Origin of the sequence: Anabaenopsis sp. FSS-46 (assembly GCF_029891665.1) — a bacterium.
In the GTDB taxonomy this organism is placed as follows: domain Bacteria; phylum Cyanobacteriota; class Cyanobacteriia; order Cyanobacteriales; family Nostocaceae; genus Anabaenopsis; species Anabaenopsis arnoldii.
Genome location: NZ_JANQDG010000026.1, coordinates 1 through 19189 on the forward strand (window position 1 = coordinate 1; position 19189 = coordinate 19189).

The 19189-nt window shown below is 42.8% G+C and carries 17 protein-coding genes and 1 pseudogene; 11 read left to right on the plus strand and 7 right to left on the minus strand.

Annotated elements, in window-relative coordinates:
• A partial coding sequence (locus NWP21_RS02615) for a serine protease (protein WP_280791497.1) occupies positions 1-462 on the minus strand: 462 nt, incomplete at its 3' end.
• A 168-nt stretch (positions 463-630) separates the two neighbouring features.
• Between NWP21_RS02615 and mnmG the strand changes: the two genes are divergently transcribed.
• The 4 genes from mnmG (at position 631) to NWP21_RS02635 (ending at position 5915) form a co-directional block, all read left to right on the plus strand.
• A complete protein-coding gene (gene mnmG, locus NWP21_RS02620) occupies positions 631-2553 on the plus strand; it encodes a tRNA uridine-5-carboxymethylaminomethyl(34) synthesis enzyme MnmG (protein ID WP_280791498.1) in 1923 nt (640 codons plus the stop codon).
• A 180-nt stretch (positions 2554-2733) separates the two neighbouring features.
• Entirely contained in the window at positions 2734-4245 is a 1512-nt protein-coding gene (gene pap / locus NWP21_RS02625; RefSeq protein WP_280791499.1) for a polyphosphate:AMP phosphotransferase, read from the plus strand.
• A gap of 140 nt (positions 4246-4385) precedes the next feature.
• Positions 4386-5411, plus strand: coding sequence for a methyltransferase (locus tag NWP21_RS02630; RefSeq protein WP_280791500.1), 1026 nt, complete (start codon positions 4386-4388; stop codon positions 5409-5411).
• 276 nt (positions 5412-5687) lie between these two features.
• Positions 5688-5915: a hypothetical protein gene (locus tag NWP21_RS02635; protein WP_280791501.1), complete on the plus strand. Its 228-nt coding sequence runs from the start codon at positions 5688-5690 to the stop codon at positions 5913-5915.
• Positions 5916-5953: 38 nt separating this feature from the next.
• Here the strand turns inward: NWP21_RS02635 and NWP21_RS02640 are convergent, their stop codons facing one another.
• Positions 5954-6154 carry a hypothetical protein gene (locus NWP21_RS02640; RefSeq protein ID WP_271732056.1) on the minus strand — a complete coding sequence of 67 codons (201 nt, stop codon included), beginning with the start codon at positions 6152-6154 and terminating at the stop codon, positions 5954-5956.
• 130 nt (positions 6155-6284) lie between these two features.
• Between NWP21_RS02640 and NWP21_RS02645 the strand changes: the two genes are divergently transcribed.
• Complete coding sequence (locus tag NWP21_RS02645) at positions 6285-6923, plus strand: YqiA/YcfP family alpha/beta fold hydrolase (RefSeq protein WP_280791502.1); 639 nt, start codon at positions 6285-6287, stop codon at positions 6921-6923.
• A 44-nt stretch (positions 6924-6967) separates the two neighbouring features.
• A complete protein-coding gene (locus NWP21_RS02650) occupies positions 6968-8113 on the plus strand; it encodes a histidinol-phosphate transaminase (RefSeq protein WP_280791509.1) in 1146 nt (381 codons plus the stop codon).
• On the opposite strand, the gene NWP21_RS02655 is transcribed toward NWP21_RS02650, so the two are convergent.
• From NWP21_RS02655 to NWP21_RS02665, 3 genes are all read right to left on the minus strand, one after another.
• Positions 8105-8656: a hypothetical protein gene (locus NWP21_RS02655; protein WP_280791510.1), complete on the minus strand. Its 552-nt coding sequence runs from the start codon at positions 8654-8656 to the stop codon at positions 8105-8107. The two genes, NWP21_RS02650 and NWP21_RS02655, sit on opposite strands and share 9 nt — an antisense overlap.
• 480 nt (positions 8657-9136) lie before the next feature.
• Positions 9137-9748 carry a GNAT family N-acetyltransferase gene (locus NWP21_RS02660; RefSeq protein WP_348519748.1) on the minus strand — a complete coding sequence of 204 codons (612 nt, stop codon included), beginning with the start codon at positions 9746-9748 and terminating at the stop codon, positions 9137-9139.
• 238 nt (positions 9749-9986) lie between these two features.
• Entirely contained in the window at positions 9987-10181 is a 195-nt protein-coding gene (locus NWP21_RS02665) for a hypothetical protein (protein ID WP_271732059.1), read from the minus strand.
• 872 nt (positions 10182-11053) lie between these two features.
• Between NWP21_RS02665 and NWP21_RS02670 the strand changes: the two genes are divergently transcribed.
• Positions 11054-13630, plus strand: coding sequence for a PAS domain S-box protein (locus NWP21_RS02670; RefSeq protein ID WP_280791503.1), 2577 nt, complete (start codon positions 11054-11056; stop codon positions 13628-13630).
• A 30-nt stretch (positions 13631-13660) separates the two neighbouring features.
• On the opposite strand, the gene NWP21_RS02675 is transcribed toward NWP21_RS02670, so the two are convergent.
• Positions 13661-14098, minus strand: a complete 438-nt coding sequence (locus NWP21_RS02675; RefSeq protein ID WP_280791504.1) for a hypothetical protein — start codon at positions 14096-14098, stop codon at positions 13661-13663.
• Between the two features lie 246 nt (positions 14099-14344).
• Between NWP21_RS02675 and NWP21_RS02680 the strand changes: the two genes are divergently transcribed.
• The 4 genes from NWP21_RS02680 (at position 14345) to NWP21_RS02695 (ending at position 19017) form a co-directional block, all read left to right on the plus strand.
• A complete protein-coding gene (locus tag NWP21_RS02680) occupies positions 14345-14683 on the plus strand; it encodes a hypothetical protein (RefSeq protein WP_280791505.1) in 339 nt (112 codons plus the stop codon).
• Positions 14684-14744: 61 nt separating this feature from the next.
• The gene (locus NWP21_RS02685) at positions 14745-16898 is read left to right on the plus strand and encodes a pentapeptide repeat-containing protein (RefSeq protein WP_280791506.1); all 2154 of its coding nucleotides are present in this window, start codon (positions 14745-14747) and stop codon (positions 16896-16898) included.
• A 303-nt stretch (positions 16899-17201) separates the two neighbouring features.
• Positions 17202-18209 carry a porphobilinogen synthase gene (hemB, locus tag NWP21_RS02690; protein ID WP_280791507.1) on the plus strand — a complete coding sequence of 336 codons (1008 nt, stop codon included), beginning with the start codon at positions 17202-17204 and terminating at the stop codon, positions 18207-18209.
• A gap of 52 nt (positions 18210-18261) precedes the next feature.
• On the plus strand, positions 18262-19017 hold the full coding sequence (locus tag NWP21_RS02695) for a cobalt-precorrin-6A reductase (RefSeq protein WP_280791508.1): 756 nt from the start codon (positions 18262-18264) through the stop codon (positions 19015-19017).
• Between the two features lie 51 nt (positions 19018-19068).
• On the opposite strand, the pseudogene NWP21_RS02700 reads toward NWP21_RS02695, so the two are convergent.
• Positions 19069-19189 (minus strand): annotated as a pseudogene (locus tag NWP21_RS02700) (photosystem II q(b) protein); the annotation flags it as partial.

Genomic DNA, 19189 nt, shown 5'->3' on the forward strand with positions numbered 1-19189 from the left:
TAAACTATTACCTATCTGTATCCGACCCGAATCACCCTCCGCTAACCCATGAATCCCAATTACTCGTCCCTGGGTATCCAACACCGGACCCCCACTCATCCCACCCAGGGTAATACTGCTGTAAACTAACTCATATCCCCCGTCTAAAGCTCCCGCAGCTTGACTCACTGCTTGTGACCCACCCTCCTTATTAGTTCGGGAACTTGACAGAGTAGTTCCGACTAACCCCTGTTCCCTACTCCAAGTTTGTCCCAATGTCAACCGCCAGGGTGAACTTGTCCCCAGTCTGGGATACCCCGCTGTTAACATATATTGATTATCTTCAGTCGGATATTTAGCTAAGGTAGCAACTGCATAAGTTTGGTTACTCCTAAACTTAACTACTGCTAAATCCACCCCTTCATTATATTGAGATCGCCCAGCGTAGGTGTTCTGATTGGGTTTCCACCCCCACCCTGACAAAGGAATGGGGTATATGGAATAGCGATCGCCTCATCTGTTGTTAAACGCAAAGGGGCGCAAAGGTGGGCGCAAAGGTACGCAGAGGTTTGTTTGTGATTTGTGTTTGAGGGTGTTGTGGTTGGGTTACAATCAGTTGTAGTAAGTCTTAATCTGCTAATCTGTGTAAGTATGACCATGCACAATTCCGTTGAATTCCAAGATGCTTTTGATGTTATTGTGGTGGGTGCAGGTCACTCCGGTTGTGAAGCGGCTCTTGCTGCTGCTCGTCTCGGCTGTCGGACTTTGCTACTAACACTCAATTTAGATAAAATAGCTTGGCAACCCTGTAACCCGGCGGTGGGTGGCCCGGCTAAGTCTCAGTTGACCCATGAGGTGGATGCTTTGGGGGGGGAAATTGGCAAGGTTGCAGACCGTACTTATTTACAAAAGCGCGTCCTCAATTCTTCACGGGGTCCGGCGGTGTGGGCTTTACGCGCTCAAAGTGATAAGCGGGAATATGCGGCGGTGATGAAGGGTGTTGTGGAAAACCAAGAAAATCTGACTATCCGGGAGGGGATGGTTACGGATTTGGTTTTGGGTGCTAATGATGAGGTGATTGGGGTTGAAACTTATTTTGGTGTGGGGTTTCAATGTCAAGCGGTGATTTTGACAACTGGGACGTTTTTGGGTGGTAAAATCTGGGTAGGTAATAGGTCTATGGCCGCTGGACGAGCTGGCGAGTTTGCCGCTGAGGGTTTGACCCAAACTCTCAACCGCTTGGGTTTTGAAACCGGTAGGCTGAAAACGGGTACGCCCGCACGGGTAGATAAGCGATCAGTGGACTATACTAAGATGACTATCCAACCAGGAGATGAGGAGGTACGCTGGTTTAGTTTTGACCCCCAGGTGTGGGTGGAACGGGAACAAGTTCCCTGTTACATCACCCGGACTAATGCAGATACTCATCGTTTAATTCGGGAAAATTTACATCTATCACCGGTTTATGGTGGTTGGGTGGAAGCTAAGGGACCTCGCTACTGTCCCAGTATTGAAGATAAAATAGTCCGCTTTGCTGATAAGGAAAGCCACCAAATCTTTATTGAACCCGAAGGTCGGGACATCCCAGAATTATATATTCAAGGGTTTTCTACGGGGTTACCAGAAAATCTGCAGTTGCAAATGTTACGCACTCTGCCGGGGTTGGAAAATTGTACTATGTTGCGTCCGGCTTATGCTGTGGAGTATGACTATTTACCCGCTACTCAGTGTTATCCTACACTGATGACTAAGAAAATTAATGGTTTATTCTGCGCGGGACAAATTAACGGTACTACGGGTTATGAAGAGGCCGCAGCTCAAGGAATTGTAGCGGGTATTAATGCAGCACGGTTGGTTCAGGGTAAACAGATGATTGTTTTCCCCCGTGAACATAGTTACCTTGGTACTTTGCTTGATGATTTGTGTACTAAAGATTTACGGGAACCTTACCGGATGCTCACTAGTCGCTCTGAGTATCGGTTATTGTTGCGGTCCGATAATGCTGACCAACGTTTAACACCTTTAGGAAGGGAAATCGGTTTAGTTGACGATCGCCGTTGGGAGTTGTTCACCAGTAAACAAACGCAGATTAATCAAGAAAAAGACCGTTTATATAATACCAGAATTAAGGAACATGACCCCATCGGTCAGGCGATCGCCTCCGCATCCCAACAAGCTATTAAAGGTTCTATCACCCTAGCTGATTTACTCCGTCGTCCAGGATTCCATTACATTGACCTGGAACGTTACGGACTGGGAAACCCCACCCTCAACCAAGGGGAAAAAGAAGGCGCAGAGATTGACATCAAGTATTCTGGTTATCTGGCTAGACAACAACATCAAATTGAACAGATTACCCGTCAGGCTAACCGTCAGCTACCCGCAGACTTAGATTATAACACAATTGATACCCTTTCTAAAGAAGCGCGGGAAAAACTTACCCGTGTCAAACCCCTAACCATCGGTCAAGCAGCACGGACAGGGGGCGTAAATCCCGCAGATATTAACGCCTTGTTAATATATTTGGAGTTACGTAAAACTAAAACTCAGTCAGAGTTGACCGCTTCAGCTTAATTCCAGGTGATTCTAGTGCGATCGGTAATTAAAGTTGCTTCTCCACCAGATAACTTGAGGGTTAGGGTGGTGTCAAACAATACTTGATACACTAATCATAACTTTTCAGACATCCTGTCAGGAGGGGAGGGAGTTTTAATTGTATGCCATAATATCCTAATACATAGATGAAACAATGCTATGCTAGATACACTAGATTTAACAGTTTCCTTAGACAAAACCATCTACAAGTCAGAAATTGACAGGCTAATGTATCAACTGCGAGAGTTGCAAAATGCCTGTTGGAATAAAAAGTTACCTGTAATTGTGGTATTGGAGGGTTGGGCTGCTTCTGGTAAGGGTAGACTAGTAAAGCAAATGGTTTCTTACATGGATCCACGGGGATTTCAGGTACATCCTATCTGGCCACCCACCCCAGAAGAACGTAAATATCCCTTCCTCTGGCGATTTTGGGAAAAAATACCCGCCCAAGGAAAAATTAGCTTTTTCTATCACAGTTGGTATACTCATGTTCTCGAAGAACGTCTGTTAGAGCGGGTCGGAATTAATCAAGTCCCCACAGTACCCACCCTGATGGCACAAATTAACGCCTTTGAGCGCCAAATGGTGGATGATGGGACTGCGATCGCTAAATTTTGGTTACATCTAAGCCGTAAAGAATTGAAAAGTCGTTTAAAAGAATATGCTAAAGATCAATTAACTGCTTGGCGAGTCCGCAAAGAAGACTGGAAGCAAGAAAAACACTATGACCGCTACACCAGCTATGCAGAAGAGATGCTAGTACAAACTAGTACAGGTTTTGCCCCTTGGACTTTAGTAGAAGCAGACTCCGAGCGCTGGGCGCAGGTGAAAGTACTTACCCAGCTAGCTGCAACCTTAACATCTGCATTGGATCGGCTAAAAATTCAGCTTCCCACCCCCACTTTACCACCACAAACCCAGTTAGAACCCACCGAGTTAGACTTACTCGCACAAGTCGATTTAAGCTTAAGTCTTCCCGAACCAGAATACCAAGAAAAATTACTCCAGGAGCAGGTAAAATTACGCAAGTTACAATTAAGCATCTATAAACATCAAATTCCTGTACTGGTAATATTTGAAGGTTGGGATGCAGCAGGTAAAGGCGGCGCAATTAAACGCCTCACAGATATTCTCGATCCGCGTAGTTACTTTGTTCATCCCTTCCCATCGCCCACAGATGACGAGAAAGTTCATCATTACCTCTGGCGATTTTGGCAACGATTACCCACATCTGGGATAATTGGCATTTTTGACCGTTCTTGGTATGGTCGGGTATTAGTGGAGCGGGTAGAAGGTTTTGCTTCGGAAATCGAGTGGCGCAGAGCCTACCGCGAAATTAATGAGTTTGAGGCTCAGTTAACCACTGCTGGCTATGTTTTAGTTAAGTTATGGTTACACATTAGCCCAGAAGAACAACTTGAGCGGTTTACATCTCGTAAAAATGACCCTTTTAAGCAGTACAAACTTACCGATGAAGACTGGCGGAATCGGGAAAAGTGGAATGATTACTATGTAGCAGTAAATCAAGCCATTCACCGCACCAGCACCCCCAACGCTCCTTGGACAATTGTCGCTGCTAATGACAAATATTATGCCCGCGTCAAGGTAATTGAAACTGTAGTCCAAGCTATTGAGACAGAATTAAAGCGCCGTCACCACAGTAAAAGCTAACATCTAGCACCCTGATGATTTAGCCTATACCAGTATAAAAGCCATTACTACTTTTTACCTAAGATTTTATATTTTATATATGTTTGGTTAATCATCCATGATAGGATCCGAAAATCTACTTAAACAATTTAGATAAAACAATGAGCGAACCTGTGATACCTCAAATTTCTCCCCATACCCAATTATCACAAATGATTTCCGGTTATTGGGTATCTCAAGCTATCTACACCGCCGCTAAATTGGGGATTGCCGATCTCCTGAAACCAGGTTCTCAATCCTGTCAACAACTCGCGTCAAATACTGATAGTAATCCTGACTCATTGTACCGCATGATGAGAGCTTTAGCCAGTATCGGTATTTTCCAGGAAACAGAACCTGAACAATTTATCCTCACTCCCTTAGCAGAATATTTATGTAGTGATCATCCTCAATCACTCCAAGCTACAGCTGTGATGTTGGGGGAAGCACCTCATTATCAACCTTGGGGAAATTTCCTCTATAGTGTTAAAACCGGGAAACCAGCATTTGATCATGCTTTTGGTATGGGAGTATTTGATTACTTTAAATCCCATCCCCAAGATGCAGAGATATTTGAGCAGTGCATGAACTCTTTCTCTTTTGTGGAAGAAAAAGCCATATTAGATGTATATGATTTTTCCCAATTTAAAACCCTAGTTGACATAGGGGGAGGATATGGGGAAATGTTGGGAACATTTTTACAAAAATACCCCCATCTACAAGGTATTTTGTTTGATGAAGAATATGTTATTTCCCATGCTGAACCTACTTTGGTAAAACATGGTATTCTTGAACGTTGTCAAAAGGTCAGTGGCGATTTTTTTACATCGGTTCCACAGGGAGGAGACGCGTATCTTTTAAAACACATTCTTCATGACTGGGATGATGAACGAGCATTGACAATTCTCCAAAACTGTAGAAATGCTATGGATGAGCATAGTAAAATCTTGGTTTTAGAAATGATTGTTGAACCTGGTAATATTCCAGGAGGAGCCAAAATGTTAGATTTAAATATGTTGGTGATGTGTCCTGGAGGAAAAGAAAGAACCGAAAGTGAATTTCACCAATTATTTGCTCAAGCGGGTTTGAAATTAACTCAGGTTATCCGCACTGCTGAGGATATTTGTGTGATTGAAGGGTGTAAATAAAGATTTAGTATTTAGATGGTAGCAGATTATTATATTTACCTTGACTGTCGGCGGCTTGTAGAAATAGATACAAGACATACCACCGACAGTATTTTATGTTAGTAACCCTGTATAAAATAAAATTCAACCTAATTAGGTCTAAAAGGCAGCCAGCACTCTTGACAATCTCCGAATAATGTAATAATAAGGTGGCAGAACATAAAAAAATCTATTAGCCCACCCCTGGCACGATCTCAGTCAATTTCCTCACAACAATTCACGCAATTAAAATAAATTATGCCCCACAATACTGAAGAAAAAGCAGCAACTCCAGCAACTGGCTACAAAGCACGTCTCAATTCTTGGGCGATCGCTCGTTTAGCTCCTGATACACAAAGGGAAATTGTGGCTCGCTTCCGCAGTCGTTCCGATGCAGAAGGTTATATGCAGCACTTGACCCAGACAACACCTAATGCTGCATTTATGGTGGTTTTTGACTGTCAACGCGAAGCATCTGTAATTTAATATCCCTGTGGGAATCGAAATACAACAATTCCCAGCAGTTAGCGCGATTCAGTCCCTTGATTGGGACTACCAGCAACACTATCCTCTCCTGGTGCTTCAGGTTCAGCTGTGGGTTTAGCCTCACTTTTAGCCGCAGTTCCGGTTTTGCGAATATCTGCTTGAATAGGGGTTTGGTACCCACCAGAAGCACTGGGAGTGGTTTCTTGATGATCAGATTTTTGTTTTTGTTCTTCGGACATAATTACATCCTGCTCATCTAACATAAGCAGATTCTAAGCAATTCACAACTAGTAATTGCTCTATCTAAAATGTGATGATGATTGATTTATTCCTCTATCGGAGGGTTGACCTTTATATCAGTTAACCGTTGTGAATGACTACATCTACCTACACGGTTTTGCTTCTAGTCCCAAATCTGCTAAAGCCCAGGATATGAGCGATCGCTTTGCAGAAATTGACATCAAGCTGAAAATCCCCGATTTGAATGCGGGGGATTTTTCCCAATTAACTATCACCCGCCAGATTACTCAAGTTGCAGCCCAATTCCCTGATGATTCTACCCCGGTAACTTTAATTGGTTCTAGTTTGGGCGGTCTGACCAGTGCTCATCTAGCACAGCAATATTCACAAGTGCAACGCCTAGTTTTGTTAGCACCAGCTTTTGGGTTTTTATCCCATTGGTTACCTCAACTGGGGAATCCAGAAGTACAGCGATGGGAACAAGAACAATATCTGATGATTCACCACTATGGGGAAGGGCGATCGCTCCCCTTAAGTTATAATTTTGTCATAGATGCAGCCCAGTACAAAGAAACAATATTACATCGCCCTGTACCAACCCTGATATTCCATGGTCAACAAGATGAAGTGATTCCCATCACAGCCAGTCGGGAATTTGCGCGATCGCGTCCTTGGGTAGAATTAATAGAACTAGACAGCGACCACGCCCTAGGTAATGTCATGGCAAAAATTTGGGCAGCAATCTACCAATTCTGCCAGTTCCCTTGAGGTGTAAAATATGAAGTCCTGACTAATTATTAATGACTAAAATTATGCTGAGTTTTATCCGGTCAGATTTAGCCCAATTCACCGCCTATAAACCTCACCCCAGCAGTGATACCGCCGCCGGAGTAGCCCCCCAGTTGGATCGGCTGGATACCAACGAAAGCCCCTATGATTTACCCCCGCAGTTAAAACAAAAGCTGGCTTTGACCTATGAGCAAGTAATTGAAACAAATCGTTATCCTGACGGTGGACATGAGAACCTCAAACAGGCGATCGCACAATACGTTAATGAATCTGCTTCCCTGTCCCCATCTATATTTACTGCTGCTAATATTTCTCTAGGTAACGGTTCCGACGAACTAATTCGCTCATTATTAATCGCCACCTGTCTGGGGGGCGAAGGCTCAATTTTAGTCGCTCATCCCACTTTCTCCATGTATGGAATTTTAGCCAAAACTTTAGGCATTCCCGTGGTGACAGTAGACAGAAACCCCGATAATTTTGAAATTGACTTAAAAGCTGCCCAATCAGCCCTAGAAGCAACTCAAGCTCCCCCCATTCGCGTGGTTTTTGTGGTACATCCCAATTCTCCCACCGGTAACTGTTTGACTGGGGCAGAGTTGTCATGGTTAAGAAGTTTAGATGAGCAGATTCTGGTAGTCATTGATGAAGCTTATTTTGAATTTAGCCAAACTACCCTAGTTAGTGAATTACCACAACATCCTAACTGGGTAATTTTACGTACTTTTTCCAAAGCCTTTCGGTTAGCAGCCCTGCGCGTGGGTTATTGTGTGGGTCATCCACAGGCGATCGCTATCTTAGAAAAAGTCCGCTTACCCTATAATCTTCCTAGCTTCTCAATTGCTGGCGCATTAGCTGCTATGGAAAATAAACAACTTTTGCTAGAGTCAATTTCCCCAACTTTGCATGAACGAGACAAACTTATAGAAGTTTTATCTCAACATCCCAGATTACAAATAATCAAAAGTGCAGCTAACTTTATCTTCCTCCGTCTTCAAGGAAATAACCCTGAAAATCAAAACCTGACTTTAACAACTCTTCACCAACAACTCAAAACTTCCGGTACCCTTGTCCGCGAAATTAACGGAGGACTGCGCATTACTATCGGCTCACCCGCAGAAAACAACCGTACCTTAGAGAGAATACAAGCTGCTTTGGCAATTCTACATTAAAGCCTCATCCAACTCGTTGCCGAAACGGCGTACTATTCCTACCGTTCTTGGCAACACCCCTACTAAAAGCGCAAAGACAATATCAGGCATTTCCGCCACAATTGATGGTGAAAAATATTGTTCAAATTGATCGATAATTTTCCGAACTCGCTGCTGTGGACGCGGAGTCTCTGTAATTTGCTTGATTAACCTAGTCCATTGTCGCCTAATTAAATAAGCCTTCTGACACTCCTCATAAGATTCAGGAGTTACTAAGGACAAATTACCTACGAGTAATACCATTTCACAATCATGATCATAATTTCCCCCAACAGCCGCACCCGGCCCCGCAAATTCTGCATGATAGCCTTTAAATAGTATTAAACCATTACGCCTACGACTATTAACAACAAAAATCTTCTCACTGTGCAGCAGTGTCAGGATATCCGCTCCATATGACTCCTTAGCTCCATCTGTCATCACAGGATGGTCTAAGAGAATAGTATTAGGGTAGTAACTTGATACCATAGCAGCTTGATAGCGTCGGTGACTCTCGCTATCCATGTTTCTCGAACTTGCAGATAATTTGGTAGTATTATGCACTTCCACCCCTAACTTGGGTAAAATCAAATCAGATTTTTAATAGTTGAGGAAAAATTTTTCATCAAAAAAGTTTCCTGGTTCATATAAGTATAACTCAACGGGTAATTTGATTATTAGATAGTTAATGATATTCTATGAGATTTACTCGCATTTGTCGCGTCAACCAAGCTATTTTTATTAAAGTTTTGGTAAAGGTAAATTACTAAATACAAAGTTATTATAATGTTTGAAAATGTCTGTTAAGTCTGATTGTAAGACTTTTCCATCAGAATCTATCTTCGATATTTACTAACCACCTATTTACCTATGCCATCAAATTTAGATGACATATATAGCAAGCCTAAATGATTCATGAACAATTTCTGTTCGGTGTGTTCCCTCTCCTCACTCATAATTTCTCAAGTCAAATAGGATGACTATAAATTGATTCGGATAGTTTAATCAACATTCAATCCTCAGATGTTTGTGTAAAAGTATTTGCCGGGAACGCCTGATGGGCAATCTATTCCAATTAGATTCTGATTTATGCAGCTTATATCCCAGTTTGAAATAAAGTTGCTGTGCTTGATGGTTATTTTCCAAGACATGGAGGTATAAGTCATCAAATCCCCACTCGTGAGCGAATTTTTCACACTTAATCAGAAGTCCTGAAGCAATACCATGTCTACGATATTTGGGGTGAACCGCTAAATTTGACAGATAAGGAAAACTTCTACCTGTCTTTACCCAAGAATCACTCAAACGCACACCCAATTCCACAGTCCCTACTAAGTCATGACAGGCGGTATTACTAGTCTCAATAGCAACCAAACAAACATGATGGGGTGCAGGAGATGATAAGCGATGTTTGAGGTCTTCGTAAATACCCAAACGTACCAGGGGAAAAGCCCATCCCCAGAAACCATCATGTCCGTGAAAGCTTTCGGCAATGATGTGAGCAATACTAGTCAAATCATCAGCTGTGGCCACACGGATTTGGAACTGCCAGGAAGCTTGTTCCGCAGGAGATATGACCGGCTCTTGGTGGTAAGGATCAAAAAACCAGGATGTCAAGGCAAGTTTAGTATGGATTTAATTAAACGAAATATTCTCGAATATAGTGACATACTCCTACACTGACCTAGTGGACACTGTAGGCTTCTGGCTAAAATACTCGGCAAGCTGTGTTAGATTTCAATACTAACCTCAATAAGTGATTTAGCATTGAAATTGTAACTTAATATCGCTTATTTAAATAAAAAGCCATACAACATGATGTTGTACGGCTTGTGGTGTAGTGTGAGGAGCTTAACTAAGTACCATCATAAAGTAATGCCAAAGTGGCAGAACACTCGTAACAATTTTGGTAACGGGATTTTTTGATCATGGGACTGAGCCAAGTCTCAAACAAAATTATATTTTTTGTTTTGTAGTCAGGGTTTCTGGTGAAGATGCATAAACTACCTAACTTGTTGAGTGCGATCGCATTATGCAGCAAAACCGGCATTTTTTAGCGCTCTGCTTGGCCAAGGAAAAAATTAATAAAGTCTAGCTTTAAAAGATAAAATGGTAATGCAGATATGCATCTGGGCGATGTTTTGCCGATTATAGCAACAAGCAGGGCGTTTAGGAGATAACAAACTGCCAAAATCATTTGAATTTTGCTATACCTGCCATTACTTATTTGTGAGCTTGCCAAGTGTAGAAGTTAGGTGATAAAAGTACAGGAAATCTTCTCAAGGAGGTAGTGCTTTGGGTAGAGGGAATGGGGACAATATGAAATTAGGATTTGGTAATTACATAGCATGGGTAATTAAAAAAAACATAAAAGTATCAATTAAACCTTTGGCAATCAATTTTTAATTACAGAATTCAGGTAAAAATTCTCTCCACACAGACATTACGGCAATTATCCTGCTCCCAAATAATAGTAGTAATGAATACATTTTTTATGATTACCATACCTTAAATCTTTAACTTGGGTGGTGTCACCCCTCCATGGTCACACCATCAATTGGTGTAATCTCTTGAGTATAATCTCTTTTAGAAAAAGATCATCTATGGCGAATTCAAGAATACAATAGACTTGAGAACTACAAAAAAATTGTTCAACATCCCAAGTTGTATATCATTTAGGCTATAGCAAGTACAGACTTTTTTTATCCAAGCATTTTCCTATTCAATTATCTGATTTATAGCCGGTTCAACTCCATAACCTCTACTGACAAACAAGTTTCCCAATATTTCCTTGGTTGGTGATACTGGTTCTGAATCCCAATAAGAGACTTGTGAATATTGCCCCAGCAGTAAATTAGCTATCTGCTGTTTTGAGGTGAACAAAGGCAATTAGTAAGACCTATAAACGAAATGGTGAGCTTTGTGGAAGTCTCACTGCCAAAGGTACAGAAAGTAAATCAGCTACCAGAAGTAATGCGCTGCCAAACTGACGAAAACGAAAAAAAATGGTCGGACTTACAAACAGCCGAAGTCATGGAAGGGAATAAAGAACTTCGGCAAACCCTAGAACAACTCCAAGTAGTTGTACAAGGGCTGCGTCAACAAAATCAAGAAATGGCAATTACTCTTGAAATCACAGAATTGGAGCGTCAACGTTATCAAGATTTATTTGACTTCGCTCCCCACCCATATTTAGTCACCGATGCCACAGGTGTGATTCAACAAGCTAACCATGCAGCCGCCACCTTGCTGTCTGTGGAACAAAATTATTTAATGGGCAAACCATTAGTTTTGTTTATTGCTGAACAAGAACCAGAGAAACTGATCACAGAACTACAGACCTTGCAACAGCGAAAAAACTGGGAAATTTACCTTCAGCCACAGGGGGGTCTATCTTTTCCGGCTACTGTTAGATATAGCGCAATGTATGACCGACAGGGTAATCCTGTCGGTTGGCGCTGGTTGCTTTTTGACATTAGCGATCGCAAACAAGCAGAAGCGGCATTATATGAGGAAAGCAAAGACTTAGAACATCTGGTAGTGGAACGCACTAACCAACTTCTCGTATTTAACCAGCTTTTACAACAGGAAATTACTCAACGTCAACGCGCCGAAGAGTCATTGCGGCAAAGCGAGAAACTGTATCGCCAGCTGGTGGAAACTCAAACAGATTTGATTATCCGTATAGATTTACAGGCAAGGGTCAGCTTTGCTAACAAAGTAGCTTACCAAGCATTGGGTAAGCAGTTGCAGGAATTACTTGGTCAATCGGTATGTGAGTTTTTCCATCCCGACGACTTCCCTCAAATCAGAGAAAATATCAGCAGTTTGATATCTTCACCCCATGACTCAATCACCAGTGAGTGTCGTCTGTTGACAGTTAATAGTATGCGCTGGCTGCAATGGAATATTGTCGCCATTCGCAATGAAGGGGGAGAGGTCTTGGAATTGCAGGGGGTTGGCAGAGATATTACAGGGCGCAAACAAGCCGAAGAGAAAATTAGGGAGCAGGCAGCCTTACTTGATATTGCCACGGATGCAATTTTAGTCATAGATCTGCACCGTAAAGTATTATTCTGGAATCAAGGTGCAGAACATATATATGGTTGGGACGCACAAGAGGTTTTAGGTAAAGACCTCCAGGATCTGTTTAACAACAAAAATTCCCTGGCACTGGAAACATCACTCACGGCTGTGATTGCATCTGGTTCATGGCAGGGGGAAATGACTAAATTGACGAAATCAGGGCAACAAATTGTCCTAGCTAGCCGCTGGACGCTGATGTATGATGCAGCAGGACAACCGAAATCTATTCTTTGTGTTGACACTGACATCACAGAAAAGAAACAACTCGAAGAGCAGTTTTTCCGCGCTCAACGTTTGGAAAGCCTTGGTACTTTAGCCAGTGGAATTGCTCACGACCTGAATAACATTTTAACGCCAATTTTGGCAGCATCACAACTGCTACAGGTCAGATGCTCTCAAGACAAGGAGCATTACCAACAGCTACTACCTATTATTGAAAGCAACAGCAAACGCGGTGCTGCCTTAGTCAAACAAGTCTTGTCATTTGCGCGAGGATTTAAGGGAGATCGCACGATAGTTCAACTCAAGCATCTGATTTCGGAAATTAGCTACATAGCCAAACAAACATTTCCCAAATCTATTGAATTTGCCGTCACCATACCAGAAGATCTGTGGGCTGTCTGCGGAGACGCCACTCAACTCCATCAGGTGCTAATGAATCTCGTGGTTAATGCCCGTGATGCTATGCCAGCAGGTGGTACCCTCACCATCTCTACAAAAAATATGTTTATTGATCAAGCCTATGCCCAAATGAATCTTGATGCCAAAGTAGGCAATTATGTGGTAGTTACGGTTGCCGATACGGGAATGGGGATGGCACCGGACATTTTAGAGAGAATTTTTGATCCATTTTTCACCACCAAAGATATCGGCAAAGGTACAGGTTTGGGGCTTTCAACAGTCCTGGGAATTATCAAAAACCACCGTGGGTTTATCAATGTATGTAGCAAGGTTGCTCAAGGCAGTGAATTTCATCTGTTTTTGCCGGCGGTGGAAGTAGCCCAATCTGTTGATCTAAATAATTTAGATATATTTCCCGGTCAGGGAGAACTAATTTTATTTGTGGATGATGAGGCACAAATTCGGGAGATTGCTAAAATTGTTCTGGAGAAATACAATTATAGAACTCTCACCGCTAGTAATGGCATTGAGGCGATCGCACTTTATGCTCAGTACACACAGGACATCAGCGCCGTTTTAATGGATATCATGATGCCAGAAATGGATGGAAATACGGCCATCCGCACTTTGCGAAAAATTAACCCACGAGTAAAAATTATTGCTTGTAGCGGACTTGACACAACAGTCCCCTTCCCACATCCAGCTCATACTGATGTGGATTTATTTGTTTCTAAGCCCTACACAGCCAAAGATTTATTAAATAGCCTCCACCATCTACTCCATAAAAACTAGCTGAAAATCAACTTTTGTGGCTGATATAAACTACTTGTTCGACTTTTTATCTTGAGAAATTGAGATTGTATATTTATACTGATTTTGGGATAGATCACCTACGTATAGGGAGTATTCTCCTGCCTGCCAATAACCAGTAATTTCTGGCTTAGTTTCTGAGTAATTATCTGGGATAACACAAAAACGGCCGCCAGGTCCGTCAATCAGTATTGTTGGCTGTCCAGGACTGTCAACGGTTACCCGTAAGTAAGGAAGTGGTTCTGTTAACTGGAGAATTTGATTGGGCTTTTGAGCAATGTTGCCGCAATTAGTGCTAATTACTCCCCCAGAAATGCCATTTAAAATCAGCTGTACCGACCCGATATTGGTTTGAATTTGCAACCGTGGTACTTCACCCCGAGCCTGAGTCAAGGACAAACTCGTGACCAAAGCTACCAAAACAACTATCAATAGCCTGAAATTATTCATAATGATTAATCCTCCCGACTATTTCTGATTTGACATATTGATCATCTCACTGCTAAAACTGCACTGGTAGCGAGAGTTTCTTACCACATGAGGGTTTGCTGGGTTTTAAGTCATCAGGTAGCAACAATCAACACCTACCCTAAGTGACGCTGTGAGTCCGTCTATGTTCCTGTTTCATTTGATCATTTCCAGGATTTGCTAAGTTTGTTGTGAAACTAGTTACTAGATTGCAGCTGAGAAATCCAGATGAATCACCAACCTGAAGAAGACTTGCAGCGTCGCCTCGAAAATCTAGAGGCACAAATCAATTCTACATCTGTAGATATTGGACAGCCAGCAAAAAATACAGAAACATCCCCGCCAGCATTTGTTCACTGGAAATCTCGTTTAGCAAAATTACAGCTTTGGTTTAAGAATTTGAACGGGATAACCAAGGTAATAGTTGGGGGTCTGGCGGTGCTATTGGCATTGGCAATACTACAAGCATTGCTCAGACTAGTTGCATCAGTGATCAGTGTGGCACTATTGGGTTTCTTGGTGTACCTTGGATACAAATTTTTTGTATCTGGTAACTCCCAAAAATAGCAATAGTCTCATTCAACTGCCCCCATCCATATTTTAAACATAAATTCAAAGGAATTACGCAATGGTGACCCCAATTGTGAGGAAAAATACTAGTCAATCTAAAGAGTCAAACCAATTTGAAAAACCCCATTTCTTGCCATTCACAGCCAGGCGTTTGGCTGCATGGGCTACGGAAATCACTCTGGTGCTTACGAGTGGACTAGTTCCCTTTGGGCTGGGTGTCTATGCCAATTCTAGAAATGACTTTAACCGAGTACCACTCCACCCAGTATTGGTAGTCACTCAAAGAGCGATCGCTCGACCTTTGGCTCTACCTGTGAGCTATGGTATTCCCAATGTCGCCGTCCCCAGTAATTTTTTGTGGATCATAGCCTTATTATCTCCTATAACCCTTTCATGGTGGCAATTATATTTACTGGGAAAAACAGGTAGTACTATTCCCAAGCGCAAATTTGGTGTGCGTGTTGTCAACGAGGTAGGTAAACCGGTGGGTTTAGCAACAGCTGTGGCGCGCGAAGGAGTTGGTCGGTGGACCATACCTGTTTCTATTGCCTATATTCTGTGGCGTTACAGTTTTGCCTTTCCCAATTTAGGACTGTTCACATTTTTGGCTGTCTTGATGGTGCTCGGTGAAGGGATGGCCTTACCATCACGTCGAGGTCGTCGGGCATTTCATGACTGGTTAGCAGGGACATATACAATAGATACTACAGATACTACTCATCCTTTGCACTCTTGGGAGCAAGGGGAGCAACCCCAGGTAGCCGAATCAGAACAGGAACTAGCTCCTGTATCCATGTCAACCCTCACTGGGGAAAGTACAAATATCGCTACCCTCTGGCGAAGGATGCGACAAAACCCCAACCTGATTTTATTTGGCGCAGCCCTGGGCAGTATGATAGCGGTGCTAGGAATTTTAGTCTCTACCCAAGTTTATCTCCAAAGCCAACAAAATGGGCGGGGGACTCAGCAAATCAATAGCGAAAAGTTCCTGGCAATTGTACAAAAATTGGGTCCTGATTCTGGTGCCACCACGGAAGATCGCCAAAGTCTAATTCTAGCAATGGGTAGCCTTAATAACCACCAGGCGAGGCAATTTCTCACAGATATGCTGGTTGAACAAACCAACCCCATCCTCCTAAATAAAATTCAAGAAGCTTTAGTCAGTGTTGGACTCCAGGCTATCCCGGAATTAAAAAACAAAAATCAGTTTTTAGCAGCTGAATTAAAGTCTATGGGTAGCATATCCCCAGGGTGGGAATTGCGACAACAGCAGTTACATATTAACCAGGAGACAATCAACAAAATTCTCAGGGTCAATAGCGCTAAAACCGCAAATGTTGATCTCAGCAAGGCCGAATTGGGTTCAAGCGGTGCTAGGGAAAGTTCATTTTTCCAGTTAGTTTTAGATCAGGTTGATTTGTCGGGAATCAATTGGAAGTCTGCAAATCTGAACCAAGCCAGTTTTAAAGGTAGTATCTTTAGGGGACGGGGTGAGGATGGACACTGGGACACTTACGACGATGCGATCGCGAATTTAAGCCTGGCTCAAATGAAACAAGCTAATTTCACCGATGCTAATCTCAGTCGGGTGATTATGAATCGGAGTGATTTAAGCGGTGCTATTCTCAACAAGGCTAATTTATCTCATGCACGTTTAATAGGTGCTGATCTTAGTAGCACCCAGCTAGTAGGAGCGAATTTGCAGGGTGCATTACTAGAGAAAGCCAGCTTAACTGGTGCTGACATCGGTGATGCCAAATTTCACGGAGCTAATTTATATGGAGCTCGTTTAAGTCGGGTGATTGCCATGGGTACTAATTTATCCCATGCTAACCTAACTAATACTGATTGGCGAGGAGCAGATTTATCGGGAGCCTATTTAGATAACGCTAATCTCAGTAATGCTAACCTCAGCGCCACTCGCCTTACTGGTGCGGTATTACGCAAAGCTAGGTTAGAAAATGCTAACTTGCAAAATGCTGACCTGAGTTTTGTGGATTTACGGGGAGCAAATGTCACCGGTGCTGATTTTCTAGGAACAGTTCTGGCTCCGGTCAAACAAAATCCCACAGATACATTTGTCCAAACGCCAGATTTAGGCTCAATTTCTGCTGTGGTCAAAGGTGTTGATTTCTCTCAAGCCAAAAATTTAGATCGTGACCAAATAGCTTACATTTGTGGCCAAGGCGGTTTCCATTCCAGTTGTCCGTAGGATTTCGGTAACCATACCCGCCTCTACAATTAAACTCTTGGCGGTATCTCAGCCGGATGTGGCTGTTTCCACAAGGGCTAACTTTGGGGATACACACTTCCCAGCAATACTATCACTTTACTGTAAGGTTAATATGCCGCTCAACTGAGGCGACATCGATTGTCACAGGTTGATTACCCTTACCTGGTATAATTAATGTAACACTAAATGAATCAGGGGTAAACACCTCATACGGCTTTCATCCCTAGACCCTGTCTCCAGGGTTTTCAGTCTGTCTTCTTGATTATTATCTATTTGCTGATTATGCCATCAATCAATTCTTCTCATCCCACGGATTTACTTCGTTACCGTCCTCGTCGTCTGCGCCGGACTGAATCTTTACGACGAATGGTCAGGGAAACTACTCTGAGTGTTAATGACTTAATCTACCCCATGTTTGTCACCGAGGGAGAAGGGCAAAAAGTAGAAATTGCTTCTATGCCTGATTGTTATCGCTATTCCTTAGATTTATTGTTAAAAGAAGTACAGCAAGTTTATGATTTGGGAATCAATGCCATCGCTCTGTTTCCCGTAATTCCCGAAGAAAAAAAAGATAATCTTGGTACTGAAAGCTATAATTCAAATGGACTAGTACAGAGAACTGTCAAAGCTATCAAACAAGCAGTTCCAGACATTATTATCATGACTGATGTGGCCTTAGACCCCTTCACTAGTCATGGCCATGATGGTTTAATTGATCAAGAGGGTAACATCTTGAATGACCCCACTGTGGAAGTCTTGGTAAAAATGGCAGTTTCCCAAGCAGCAGCCGGGGCCGGTTTTGTCGCACCTTCCGATATGATGGATGGTAGAGTCGGCGCGATTCGTCAGGCTTTAGATGCAGCAGGTTACATTGATGTGGGCATTTTGGCATACTCAGCTAAGTATGCTTCTGCCTATTATGGACCTTTCCGGGATGCTTTAGATTCTGCACCGAAATTTGGTGATAAAAAAACTTATCAAATGGACCCAGCTAACACCAGGGAAGCTTTGAAGGAAATAGAATTAGACATCGCCGAGGGAGCAGATATGGTCATGGTAAAACCAGCCCTAGCTTATCTGGATATCATCCATCAAGTCCGCAACGCCACACATCTACCTGTAGCAGCATATAACGTCAGTGGTGAATACGCCATGATTAAAGCGGCGGCGCGTATGGGTTGGATTGATGAGAAAAAAATCATTTTGGAAACTTTAACCAGCATGAAACGAGCCGGTGCTGATTTAATCCTGACTTATTTCGCCAAAGAAGTAGCCTTAATGTTGTCTTAACTACCTCCTACAAGTTCTTGGTGTCTCTGTGTCTTTGTGGTTCGTTTAAATAATGAGAGTTTTGATTCTTGGTGGAACCGGAGAAGCAGCACAATTGGCGGCGAAAGTTGCCAATATCCAGGGAATTGAGGCTATCACATCTCTAGCCGGTCGCACCCGTCAACCCTCATTACCATTGGGGGATTTGCGCATTGGGGGTTTTGGTGGTGTGACTGGACTAGTTAATTATCTGCATCAGATGAAAATTGATGTATTGATTGATGCTACTCATCCCTTTGCGACTCAAATTGCCTCAAATGCCTCTGAAGCAGCCATTGCAGTCAATATACCCCGTTTAAAGTTAATCCGCCCACCTTGGCAACAAGTTAATGGCGATCGCTGGATTGAAGTTGATAGTATAAAAGCTGCGGCTGCCGTAGTAGAAAATCAATCAAAACGGGTTTTTTTAAGCATTGGAAGGCAAGAAATCGGAGCTTTTGCCCATTTGCAGCTTTGGTTTCTCATGCGGATGATTGACCCTCCAGAAGCCAATGCTTTACTACCTCTGGGAAAACTGTTGTGCGATCGCGGACCTTTTCACCTGCATAATGAAAGAGAAATGCTAATTCACCATCAAATTGATACCATTGTCAGTAAAAATAGTGGTGGTGAGGCCACTTATGCCAAACTTGTCGCAGCAAGGGAGTTAAACCTCCCTGTGGTAATGGTCAAGCGTCCCCCTCCACCCCCAGGGGAGCAAGTTACAGATATAGAGCAAGCTTTGTTGTGGCTATATTCTTTATTGGGAAAACGCCCACATTCCCAATAAAAAACGCCCCTCATTTCTGAGAGGCGTTTATGATTCAGCTAAACTTTATGATTAGCCGTTGATTGCAGGAGCAGTCAAAGCAACAGGAGCAACTTCACCAGCAGCCAAGTCTAAGGGGAAGTTGTGAGCGTTACGCTCGTGCATTACTTCCATACCCAGGTTAGCGCGGTTG